Origin of the sequence: Staphylococcus parequorum (genome assembly GCF_039237145.1) — a bacterium.
Classification (GTDB): domain Bacteria; phylum Bacillota; class Bacilli; order Staphylococcales; family Staphylococcaceae; genus Staphylococcus; species Staphylococcus equorum_A.
Map to the genome: position 1 here is coordinate 1,602,028 of NZ_CP150682.1, position 11,484 is coordinate 1,613,511.

Genomic DNA, 11,484 nt, shown 5'->3' on the forward strand with positions numbered 1-11,484 from the left:
GAGATATCATGAGTAAACGTACAACATACTGTGGTTTAGTAACAGAGTCGTTATTAGACCAAGAAGTAACATTAAAAGGTTGGGTACACAACCGTAGAGATTTAGGTGGCTTAATTTTTGTTGATTTACGTGACCGTGAAGGTTATGTTCAAATCGTATTTAACCCAGATTTTTCAGCAGAAGCATTACAAATTGCAGAAACTGTTAGATCAGAATACGTGGTAGAAGTTAAAGGGATAGTTAAGCAACGTGATCCTCAAACGGTAAACCCAAAAATTGAAACTGGCCAGGTTGAAGTACAAGTTTCAGATATCCAAATTATCAATAAATCTGAGACGCCTCCATTTGCATTAAATGAAGAAAATCAAAATGTTGACGAAAATATCAGATTAAAATATAGATATCTTGATTTACGACGCCAAGAGTTAGCACAAACATTTAAAATGAGACACCAAACAACACGTTCTATTAGACAATACTTAGACCAAGAAGGTTTTTATGATATAGAAACACCCGTATTAAATAAATCAACGCCAGAGGGTGCCCGTGACTATTTAGTACCATCACGTGTGCATGGTGGCGAATTTTATGCATTACCTCAATCACCCCAAATATTCAAACAATTATTAATGATTAGTGGTTTTGACAAATATTATCAAATTGTTAAATGTTTCCGTGATGAAGATTTACGTGCTGATCGTCAACCAGAATTCACTCAAGTGGATATTGAAATGAGCTTCGTAGATCAAGAAGATGTGATGGATATGGGCGAAGAAATGTTACAAAATGTTGTTAAAGATGTGAAAGACGTTGAAGTACCACGTCCATTCCCAAGAATGACATATAACGACGCTATGAGTCGTTATGGTTCAGATAAACCAGATACACGTTTTGGCATGGAATTAATCAATGTTTCAGAACTTGGTGAAATTATGGACTTTAAAGTATTCAAAGATGCTATCAATAAAGATGGTCAAGTTAAGGCAATTGTAGCTGAAGGTGCTTCTGATAAATATACAAGAAAAGACATAGATGCTTTAACAGAATTTGTAAATATCTATGGTGCTAAAGGCTTGGCATGGGTAAAAGTTGTAGATGATGGTTTAAATGGACCAATCGCTAAATTCTTTGAAAATGATCATGTTGAAAAGTTACAATCACTAACTGGAGCGCAAGCAGGTGACTTGGTGTTATTCGTAGCAGATAAACCAAGTGTTGTTGCACAAAGTTTAGGCGCTTTACGTCTTAAACTTGCGAAAGAGTTAAACATGATTGATGAAACGAAATTGAATTTCTTATGGGTTACAGATTGGCCATTACTTGAATATGATGAAGATGTTAAACGCTATACTGCAGCTCATCATCCATTCACTTCACCAAAACAAGAAGATATTGAAAAATTAAGCACTGAGCCTGAGAATGTTCAAGCCAATGCATATGATGTTGTTTTGAATGGTTATGAATTAGGCGGAGGTTCTATCAGAATTCATGATGCTGATTTACAAGCTAAAATGTTCGAAGTTTTAGGTTTCACAGACGAACAAGCAAGAGAACAATTTGGTTTCTTACTAGATGCCTTTAAATATGGTGCACCACCACATGGCGGCATCGCATTAGGATTAGACCGTTTAGTTATGTTATTAACGAATCGTACAAACTTACGTGATACAATTGCCTTTCCTAAAACTGCATCTGCGACATGTCTATTAACAGATGCACCAAGTGAAGTATCAGAAAATCAATTAGAAGAACTTTCATTACGTATTCGTCATTAATTAGCGCAAGAAGTTTTAATTCTTGCTAATTTGAGATTATGTGTTATGATGTTCACATAAGATAGTCATCTGAAGTGTTCGTAAGTTTGCTTCATATTTGGGCCTAACACTCTTTGATCCGGGAGCCCAATGGGTTTTCTTGCAGCGCACACGCCTCAAAGGAGGACTTGCAAAACAAGAAACAGGGCACCCACCTGTTATAAGCAGGCCGAATGATCAAGCACTTTATAACTACGGCACTAACGGACTCTATCGTACGCAAGACTTCGGTCTTGCGTATTTTTTTTGCTGAAATTTAAAATGTGAATGCTACGATTTCAAATAATGTAAGATAAATAATGCATTTTGTAAATATAAATATATGATAATGTTATAATAGTTTTGTTATAGCATATTAATAATAATAAGGAGTATTTAGATGAGACATCAATTTTCTAGAAATGAATTAGCCTATGGTCAAGAAGGCTTGGAATTATTAAAAGAAAAGACAGTTGTTGTGCTAGGCGTAGGTGGTGTTGGTTCATTTGCTGCTGAAGCTTTGGCACGTACAAATATTGGTCATATCATTCTTATTGATAAAGATGATGTTGATATCACTAACGTCAATCGTCAATTGCATGCGCTTACCTCTACAATCGGACAAAGTAAAGTGACTTTGATGGAGGATCGTATTAAATTAATTAACCCTGATTGTAAAGTGACTTCATTGCATATGTTTTATACGGAAGAGACTTATGAAGCATTGTTCAGTGAATATGATATCGATTATTTTGTAGATGCAAGTGATACAATCATTTATAAAGTACACTTAATGAAAGAGTGTTTAGATAGAGGGATTTCCGTGATTTCAAGCATGGGTGCTGCCAATAAAATAGATCCAACACGTTTTGAAGTGGCAGATATTTCTAAAACACATACAGATCCTATGGCTAAAATTATAAGACGTAAATTAAAAAAATTAGGCATTCATAAAGGCATACCTGTTGTTTTTTCAGATGAAAGTCCAATTGTAATTAGAGAAGATGTTAAGGATACAGTGGGGGATGCTAATGCACCAACGAGAAAAGGACAAATGCCACCATCTTCAAATGCTTTTGTACCTAGTGTAGTTGGATTAATCAGTGCGGGTTATGTAATTAATGATATTCTAAAAGACATTCCTGTTACGCGTATTAAAGACAAAAAATAAAAAATGCTCAGTCATCAATAACTATTTTAAAAAGGTAGCTTTCCGTTTTGGAGAGCTACCTTTTATTGATTGTAGTGATTTATAATACATTTTATTTCTTTTTTTGTGAATGGTTAATATTGTCATAAACAGACTTAAATTGTTGTTCGCTTTTAGAAGTTGTTTTGGGCTCATAATAAATTCTATTTTTAAGTTTATCGGGTAAATATTGTTGTGAAACGAAGCCGCTCTCATAACTATGCGGATATTTATAACCGATTGCACGACCTAATTCTTTAGCACCTGCATAATGACCATCTTTTAAGTGGTCAGGAATCTGACCAACATGCCCCTTACGTATATCTGATAAGGCAGCATCAATAGCTGAAATACCTGAGTTAGATTTTGGTGATAAACAAAGTTCTATTACAGCTTGGCTTAAAGGAATTCTAGCCTCTGGGAAACCTAGACGCTCAGCTGATTCTATTGCTGCTAATGTACGTTGACCAGCTGCTGGTGACGCTAATCCAACATCTTCAAAACTAATCACTAACAAACGTCGAACGATTGTTGGTAAATCTCCAGCTTCGATTAAACGTGCTAGGTAATGTAATGCAGCATTGACATCGCTACCTCTAATTGATTTTTGAAATGCACTCATCACATCGTAGTGCATATCTCCATCTTTATCACTTACAAAAGCCCCTTTTTGCAAACAATCTTTAGCATCGTCTAGTGTGATATATCTATTGTCATCAGTCACTTTAGAACTTAATACAGCCAATTCCAAAGCATTGAGTGCACTTCTTACATCGCCTTGACTTTGTGTAGTAAAATAAGTCATTGCTTCGTCATCAACAATAGGGTTGTAAGTAGCGAGCCCACGTTCAGCATCATTGATTGCTCTCTCTAATGAGACTCTGACATCATCGTCATCTAATGGGTATAATTCGAAAATTTGAGCTCTCGAACGTATAGCAGGATTAATTGCATGGTAAGGATTAGATGTTGTCGCGCCAATTAATACAATTTTTCCATTTTCTAAGTGTGGCAGTAAAAAGTCTTGTTTGGCTTTATCTAAACGGTGTATTTCATCTAATAGTAGAATTACTTGTCCAGACATTTTTGCTTCTTCAACAATCAACTGCATATCTTTTTTGGTATTAGTTACAGCATTGAGTTGTCGAAACTTGAATTGCGTACTACCAGATATCGCTTTTGCAATACTTGTTTTACCTATACCGGGAGGGCCAAAAAATATCATTGAAGATAATCTTTTCGTTTCAACCATTCTTCTAATAATCCCTTTTGGACCTACTAAATGTTTTTGAGAAATAATTTCATCTATGTTATTCGGACGCATTCTCGATGCAAGTGGTTCGTTCGTCACAATCTGTCACACCTTTCTAATTCTATATTAACGTAAAAAATGATAGAATGTTAATATATAGTATTCGAATTAAGTGAGGTAATATAATGAAAATTTCAACAAAAGGAAGATATGGGTTAACATTAATGATTTCCCTAGCTAAAAAACAAGGACAAGGGTGCGTATCATTAAAATCTATAGCAGAAGAAAATAATTTAAGTGATCTATATCTAGAGCAATTAGTCGGTCCTTTACGGAATGCTGGATTAATTCGAAGTGTTCGTGGTGCAAAAGGCGGTTACCAATTAAGAGTACCAGCGGAAGAAATAACAGCTGGTGATATTATACGTTTATTAGAAGGTCCGATTACATTTGTAGAAAGTATTGAATCAGAGCCACCTGCACAAAAAGAACTTTGGATTAGAATGAGAGATGCTGTAAGAGAGGTACTTGATAATACAACTTTACAATATCTAGCTGATTTTAAAGAAACTGATGATTTAGACGGTTATATGTTTTATATTTAAATTTAACTATAATTTATAAATTTATAGTTCACAATGATTTCTTTTAAAGAAAATATTGGATTTATTTTATTTATCATGTTTAGACACAATGATTAGTGGTATTTAACTTATATACATTGCTAAGGAGGTAATTTACATGGCAGATGAAAATAAATTCGAACAAGCAAAAGGTAATGTGAAAGAAACAGTCGGTAACGTAACTGACAATAAAGACTTAGAAAATGAAGGCAAGGAAGATAAAACTTCCGGTAAAGCTAAAGAATTTGTAGAAAATGCAAAAGATAAAGCAAATGATGCTATTGATAAATTCAAAAAATAATTTAAGTTTTAATTAACTTTCAAAGGAGTAATTACTATGGCTGAAAATTTCTTAGACAAAGCAAAAGACACTGCAAAAACTGTATCTGAAAAATTAAAAGGTTCTGATAACGAAAAAGCACAACAAGCTTCAGAACAAATTGATAAATTCACTGGTGGCAGTGATGATAAAAATGATGAAGATAAAAAAGACGAAAAATAGTCTTCGCTAAATTTATTTTGTAAATAACTAAAATCCCAATCTACAAATTTGTAGATTGGGATTTTAACGTTTCATTAACTTGAATTTTACAGCGTATCTATTACATTTTTAAGTTTACGATAAGAATCAAGTTGAGCTTCTTGATCATAAATATAGCTGATAGCCATTAATTCATCAATATCGCCATGCTCATCTATAAAGGTTTTAATTTTATTTTTTACAGTTTCTTCTGAGCCGATAAGTGAAGAGACCATACGTTGTTGCGCAACTTCAAATTCAGTCGGTGTTAAAATACCTTTTAAATCATCAGTAGGTGGTTGAAGTGGTTGCATTCTACCTCTAGTTATACTAACCATTACTTGTGCTTGAGTTGTTGATAAGTATTCAGCTTGTTCATCCGTATCAGCAACAATGGCATTTAAACAAACGATGACATAGGGTTTGCTAAGTTCATCAGAAGGTTCAAATAAATCTTTATATATTTCAATTGCATCTTTCATTTGTTGTGGTGCAAAATGACCAGCAAATACATAAGGAAGTCCTTTTCGTGCTGCTAAATGGGCAGAGTCAGTAGATGAACCTAGGATATAAAGTGGTACATGTTTATCTACAGCGGGATAAGCTCGCACATATGCTTGTTGATTACCAGGACCAAAATATGTAGCGAGTTGCTCAACTTCTTCTGGGAATTCATAAACACCATTATGTTGATCTCTACGTAAGGCACTAGCTGTCATCATATCAGTGCCAGGTGCACGTCCTAAACCTAAATCTACACGTTCTGGAAATATTGTTTCCATCGTACCAAACTGTTCGGCAACTACTAATGGTGCATGATTTGGTAACATAATACCACCTGAACCCACTCGGATTTTAGATGTGTGCTCTAATGTATGTTGGATTAACAAAGCAGTAGCAGAACTTACTAAGTTTGGGGCATTATGATGTTCTGCAATCCAATAGCGATTATAATCTAACGTTTCTAAATTTTGAGCTAATTTGACCATATCTTTAATTGCAGCTTGATCATCTTCTCCTTCTCGAATAGGTACAAGATTAAGCGCTGATAATTTTAAATTGTACATGTTTATCGTTGTCCTCCTTAATGATTGTTATTACCTTGAAGTATAACAGTCGCTATAAAACTTGCGTAAGAAACTGCTCACTGTTATAATGAGTGAAATTAAAAACGTTAGGTGGCTTAATTAAGGCGATGAAGACATTGGATAAATATCAAGAGAATAAATTAACAAAACTACATTTAAATGAAAAAGTTACAGGATATGACCATGTCGTAAATAATATAAGCTATTATTAAGCAACCGCATAGATTGATTGCAGTATGTATTTATGGCATGTCATGTCCTTGGAAGCGAGGAAATTGATATGTCTTTTTATTATGTTCAAAAACCATTTGAAAAATATGGTAAAACGCTGATAAATCACGTAAATATAAGTGTTGAAAAAGGAGAACACATAGCTTTTGTGGGTGATAATGGTGTTGGAAAAACAACCTTACTAAATGAACTATACTTAAAGTATAGAGACAATGCGTATCTTATGAAGCAAGAAATGACAGATTATTATTATGAAACTGGAATGGAATTCATTTTATCTTTATTTCCAGAAATATTAAAATTAAAAAAAGAAATAACTTATAACTATGAAAAAATAGCTGATTTTATAGCATATAATGGCTATGAATTAGAACAAAAAATTATAACACAGGCGAATTTATTTAATTTAAGCGAAACTGATTTAGACAAGGAAATTAGCCTTTTAAGCGGAGGTCAACAAACACGCGTCGCATTATTACGTTCAATTATTTCAGAAAAAGATTTAATCCTATTAGATGAACCAACTAATCATCTTGATCAAACGATGCTAAATGATTTAATAACGCACATGAATAAATCAAAGCGGACAATCATTTATGTATCGCATCACCGTGGATTTATCAATGCAACTGCTAGTCATATCATAGAAATAAATCGAACGCAGACAAGGAAATTTACGGGTAATTATAACCAGTACAAAGAAATTATAGATTTAGAGTTTCAAACACAAGTGAATGCTTATGAAAAACAGCAGAAAGAAGTTAAGCAGCTTGAGGATACTATCAAGAGAGTTAAAGAATGGCATGCTGCTTCTAAGCAAACAACAAGTGTTCGCGATCCATCTGAGCAAAAGCGATTAAGTAAATTAGCGCAAAAATCAAAAGTAAAAGCGTCACAATTAAATCAAAAATTAAACGAAAATAAACTAGAAGAACCTGAAAAAGATGGCAGAAGGTTTTATTTTGACCAACATGAAAACATGCGCAAACGCTACTTATTAAGGCTAGAAAATTTCAGTATTTCAATAAATAACCTTTGTATTTATGATCAAGCGAATTTCGAAATTAAGAATAATGAAAACATTTTGCTTACAGGACGCAATGGTAGTGGGAAATCACTATTAATCAGCTTGATTAGACAAACATTAAAACCTGATCAAGGTCATATTTATATTACACCTTCACTTAAAATAGGTTATTTTGATCAACAAAATGATAATTTAACATACTGTGAGACCCCTTTAAATACTTTGTTAGATTTAGAAGGTATGACACTTAATCACGCTCAAACGATTTTAGCTTCATTTGGTTTTGACCAAGATAAAATTAAGGAGCCCATTACTTATTTATCAATGGGAGAAAAAAGCAGGCTACAGTTTGTATTATTATTTTTCTCGAGACCCAATTTATTGATATTAGATGAACCAACAAACTATTTTGATATCGCAACACAGGACTTGATTATGGACATGATTCATAGTTTCACTGGTCAAGTGCTTATTGTCACACATGACCAGTACTTACAATCACGATTTACAGCAACACATTGGGAAGTATCCAATAAGCAACTTCATAATTTAACGCTTACTCAATATCGCAGGTCAAATACAGACGATACATTGAAATTAATAGATGATTACAAAACAATTGATGAAAGTGGACATTTTGAAACAGACAACTAGAAAATTTGATTAGATGGTGCTATCATTGGAACATTGATAAAATTGTTAGGAGTGTCAAACATGGAAGTATATGCAGATTATGCTGCAACAACGCCAGTCAAACAAGCAGTTATAGATAAGATGATAGATGTTTATAGCGTTCATTATGGTAATCCCTCTTCTATTCATAGTATGGGAAGAGATGCAAGAAAATATCTCGATGAGTCGCGTAGAACTGTAGCGAAGATATTTAGTGCTAAGCCAAGTGAAGTTATATTTACAAGTGGCGCTACTGAATCTAATAATACTGCAATAAAGGGTATTGCGTACGAACATCAACATAAAGGTAAACACATCATTACATCTAAAATTGAACATCACTCTGTACTCCATGTATTTGAACAACTTGAAAAAGAAGGCTTTGAAGTCACTTATTTAGATGTGGATCACGAAGGCTTAATACAACTAGACCAATTAAAAGCAGCACTTACGGATGAAACAATTTTAGTGTCAATCATGTTTGTTAATAACGAAATTGGCACAGTCGAACCTATGTATGACATTGACGACATCATCGCTGAATCTAACGCTTTGTTCCATGTTGATGCAGTTCAAGCAATAGGCCATCTTGAAATAGATTTTCATGAATTTAACATAGATGTGATGAGTATTACTGCACATAAATTTGGAGGCCCTAAAGGTGTGGGTGCGTTATTAGTCAAAGATGAAACAATATTGCAATTCCCACAATTAGGCGGAGAACAAGAAGCAAAACGAAGAGCTGGTACAGAAAATCTTCCGCAAATTGTAGGATTAGCTGAGGCTTTGGCTTTAGCCAATAATCATATAAACGATAATAACGTTCATTTAATGAATTTGAAAAATCAATTTCTCGTGACATTACAAGAGCGATCGGTTCCATTTGAATTGAATGGTTCTATGACAGATTCAACAGGACATATCGTTAATTTATATTTGCCTTTCGTTGATGTAGAAACGATGCTCACCTTATTGGATTTATCTAATATATATGTCTCGTCAGGCTCCGCATGTACAGCAGGAACAACAACACCATCGCACGTATTAATAGCAATGTATGGCAATGAAGAACGCGCAAAACACTCTGTAAGATTTAGCTTTAATGAACAAACGACTGAACAAGAAATTAAATATATAACTGCAGAAATACACAAAATTTATCACAAATTTAAGGAGGAAATATAGTTGTCAAATCAAGATACACGTGTGGTAGTCGGTATGTCAGGTGGCGTAGACAGTTCTGTAACGGCACACATATTAAAAGAACAAGGTTACGATGTCATAGGCATTTTTATGAAAAACTGGGATGATACTGATGAGAGTGGGTTTTGTACGGCTACAGAAGATTATAATGATGTAATCGCTGTATGTAATCAAATCGGTATACCTTATTATGCTGTTAATTTCGAACAAGAATATTGGGATAAAGTATTTACTTATTTCCTAGATGAATATAAAAAAGGGCGCACGCCTAATCCAGATGTAATGTGTAATAAAGAAATTAAATTTAAAGCATTCTTAGAACATGCATTAAAATTAGGTGCAGATTATGTTGCAACAGGTCATTACGCTCGCATACGACGCCATGAAGATGGTCATGTTGAAATGTTACGTGGTGTCGATAATAACAAAGACCAAACTTATTTCTTAAATCAATTATCGCAAGATCAATTATCTCGTGTTATGTTCCCAATAGGTGATATTGAGAAGAAAGAAGTACGTCGTATTGCTGAAGAACAAGATTTAGCTACTGCGAAAAAGAAAGATTCTACAGGTATTTGTTTTATAGGAGAACGTAATTTCAAAGAATTTCTATCACAATACCTACCAGCTCAATCTGGTGATATGGTTACATTAGCAGGGGATAAAATTGGTACACACGCAGGACTAATGTACTATACAATTGGTCAACGTCACGGTCTTGGTATTGGTGGAGATGGAGATCCATGGTTTGTAGTAGGTAAAAATCTAGACGACAACGTGTTATATGTAGAACAAGGTTTTCATCATGAGGCACTATACAGTGACTATTTAATCGCTTCTGACATTTCATTTGTGAATACGGTTGATTTAGAAGAAGGCTTTGAATGTACTGCTAAATTTAGATATCGCCAAAAAGATACTAAAGTATTTGTTAAAAAAGAAAATGACAATGCAATTCGCGTTTCATTTGCTGAACCAGTTCGTGCAATCACACCGGGTCAATCTGTCGTACTTTACGATGGTGATGTATGTTTAGGTGGCGCTACAATTGATGATGTATTCAAAGAATCAGGTCAGTTAAGTTACGTCGTTTAATACATTTTACTTAGAAATCGTTAGTAAGCTATATATTATAGTAACTAACGATTTCTTTTTCTAAAATATGATTTAAAAAAGATGAGCAAATGTTATAATGAATAGTCAGAAATGAGGGTTTAAATTGGATCAAGAACAAATATATAAATTAATTAAACAAGGTAATATTGAAGAAGCATTAACAGCATTATTTGCAAATATTGAAGAAAATCCTAAAGAAGTTGAAAATTACATAAATGCGGGTATTCTAATCGCTGAAGCGGGTGAAGTTGAAAAGGCTGAAAAGTTTTTTCAAAAAGCAATAACACTCGACCCAGAGAATGGTGCGATTTATTATAATTTAGGTAATGTATATTATAATGAAGGACGTTTTAGTGAAGCAATCAAACTATATCAGCAAGCGCTAAAATACAAAGTAGATTTAGTGGATACGAATTATATGATTGGTATGTCATTTAATCAACTAGAGGCATTTAAAGAGGCATTACCGTTCCTAATGACTGCTGCTGAAAAAGATGACCGTAAAGACGTGGAAGTTCAATTTCAATATGGTCTTGTATTATGTCATTTAGAAATGTTTGAACAAGCAATGACTCAATTGAACCATGTATTAACTTTAGATGAAAAGCATTCAGATGCTTTATATAATCTAGGCTTAGCTACTTATATGCAAACTGAAGATACAACACAAGCAATTCAAATTTTTGAACGTGCAGTAGAGGCTAATCCAGAACACGTGATGAGCCAACACGCAATTAAAACTTTTAAATCTATAGCAGAGGAGGAATAAC

The 11,484-nt window shown here is 33.8% G+C and carries 11 protein-coding genes and 1 other RNA gene; 10 read left to right on the top strand and 2 right to left on the bottom strand.

The annotated features are described in order from the left end of the window. Positions 1–8: 8 nt before the first annotated feature. The 3 genes from aspS to AAA453_RS07745 all read left to right on the top strand — a co-directional run bounded on the left by aspS (position 9) and on the right by AAA453_RS07745 (position 2,964). Positions 9–1,775: an aspartate--tRNA ligase gene (gene aspS, locus AAA453_RS07735; protein WP_427704302.1), complete on the top strand. Its 1,767-nt coding sequence runs from the start codon at positions 9–11 to the stop codon at positions 1,773–1,775. Between the two features lie 63 nt (positions 1,776–1,838). Continuing rightward, positions 1,839–2,028, top strand: a non-coding RNA gene (gene ssrS, locus AAA453_RS07740) — 6S RNA. 165 nt (positions 2,029–2,193) lie between these two features. Beyond that, positions 2,194–2,964, top strand: a complete 771-nt coding sequence (locus AAA453_RS07745) for a tRNA threonylcarbamoyladenosine dehydratase (RefSeq protein WP_285323304.1) — start codon at positions 2,194–2,196, stop codon at positions 2,962–2,964. A 91-nt stretch (positions 2,965–3,055) separates the two neighbouring features. Here AAA453_RS07745 and AAA453_RS07750 read toward each other — a convergent pair whose 3' ends face one another. Next, positions 3,056–4,333 (bottom strand): replication-associated recombination protein A, encoded by a 1,278-nt coding sequence (locus tag AAA453_RS07750; protein WP_427704304.1) that lies wholly within the window; start codon positions 4,331–4,333, stop codon positions 3,056–3,058. Between the two features lie 86 nt (positions 4,334–4,419). On the opposite strand from AAA453_RS07750, the gene cymR reads away from it, so the two are divergent. The 3 genes from cymR (at position 4,420) to AAA453_RS07765 (ending at position 5,359) form a co-directional block, all read left to right on the top strand. Continuing rightward, complete coding sequence (gene cymR / locus AAA453_RS07755; protein WP_002507427.1) at positions 4,420–4,839, top strand: cysteine metabolism transcriptional regulator CymR; 420 nt, start codon at positions 4,420–4,422, stop codon at positions 4,837–4,839. A gap of 136 nt (positions 4,840–4,975) precedes the next feature. Further along, entirely contained in the window at positions 4,976–5,158 is a 183-nt protein-coding gene (locus AAA453_RS07760; RefSeq protein WP_002507428.1) for a CsbD family protein, read from the top strand. A 36-nt stretch (positions 5,159–5,194) separates the two neighbouring features. Beyond that, positions 5,195–5,359, top strand: a complete 165-nt coding sequence (locus tag AAA453_RS07765; RefSeq protein WP_427704306.1) for a hypothetical protein — start codon at positions 5,195–5,197, stop codon at positions 5,357–5,359. Positions 5,360–5,445: 86 nt separating this feature from the next. On the opposite strand, the gene AAA453_RS07770 is transcribed toward AAA453_RS07765, so the two are convergent. Continuing rightward, entirely contained in the window at positions 5,446–6,444 is a 999-nt protein-coding gene (locus AAA453_RS07770; protein ID WP_427704308.1) for an LLM class flavin-dependent oxidoreductase, read from the bottom strand. Positions 6,445–6,745: 301 nt separating this feature from the next. Here AAA453_RS07770 and sal point away from each other — a divergent pair, with 301 nt between their 5' ends. From sal to AAA453_RS07790, 4 genes are all read left to right on the top strand, one after another. Further along, positions 6,746–8,377: a Sal family ABC-F type ribosomal protection protein gene (sal, locus tag AAA453_RS07775; protein WP_427704309.1), complete on the top strand. Its 1,632-nt coding sequence runs from the start codon at positions 6,746–6,748 to the stop codon at positions 8,375–8,377. Positions 8,378–8,437: 60 nt separating this feature from the next. Then, the gene (locus AAA453_RS07780; RefSeq protein ID WP_427704311.1) at positions 8,438–9,580 is read left to right on the top strand and encodes a cysteine desulfurase family protein; all 1,143 of its coding nucleotides are present in this window, start codon (positions 8,438–8,440) and stop codon (positions 9,578–9,580) included. After that, the gene (gene mnmA / locus AAA453_RS07785) at positions 9,581–10,693 is read left to right on the top strand and encodes a tRNA 2-thiouridine(34) synthase MnmA (RefSeq protein WP_069815461.1); all 1,113 of its coding nucleotides are present in this window, start codon (positions 9,581–9,583) and stop codon (positions 10,691–10,693) included. It begins immediately after the preceding gene. Between the two features lie 124 nt (positions 10,694–10,817). Continuing rightward, positions 10,818–11,483 carry a tetratricopeptide repeat protein gene (locus AAA453_RS07790; RefSeq protein WP_046465488.1) on the top strand — a complete coding sequence of 222 codons (666 nt, stop codon included), beginning with the start codon at positions 10,818–10,820 and terminating at the stop codon, positions 11,481–11,483. The last annotated feature ends 1 nt before the right edge of the window (position 11,484 follow it).

Bases quoted from the DNA above. Each gene is read 5' to 3' on its own strand.
- sal (WP_427704309.1), top strand. From the start codon at position 6,746: ATGTCTTTTTATTATGTTCAAAAACCATTTGAAAAATATGGTAAAACG.
- AAA453_RS07770 (WP_427704308.1), bottom strand. From the start codon at position 6,444: ATGTACAATTTAAAATTATCAGCGCTTAATCTTGTACCTATTCGAGAA.
- cymR (WP_002507427.1), top strand. From the start codon at position 4,420: ATGAAAATTTCAACAAAAGGAAGATATGGGTTAACATTAATGATTTCC.
- AAA453_RS07760 (WP_002507428.1), top strand. From the start codon at position 4,976: ATGGCAGATGAAAATAAATTCGAACAAGCAAAAGGTAATGTGAAAGAA.
- AAA453_RS07765 (WP_427704306.1), top strand. From the start codon at position 5,195: ATGGCTGAAAATTTCTTAGACAAAGCAAAAGACACTGCAAAAACTGTA.
- aspS (WP_427704302.1), top strand. From the start codon at position 9: ATGAGTAAACGTACAACATACTGTGGTTTAGTAACAGAGTCGTTATTA.
- AAA453_RS07745 (WP_285323304.1), top strand. From the start codon at position 2,194: ATGAGACATCAATTTTCTAGAAATGAATTAGCCTATGGTCAAGAAGGC.
- AAA453_RS07780 (WP_427704311.1), top strand. From the start codon at position 8,438: ATGGAAGTATATGCAGATTATGCTGCAACAACGCCAGTCAAACAAGCA.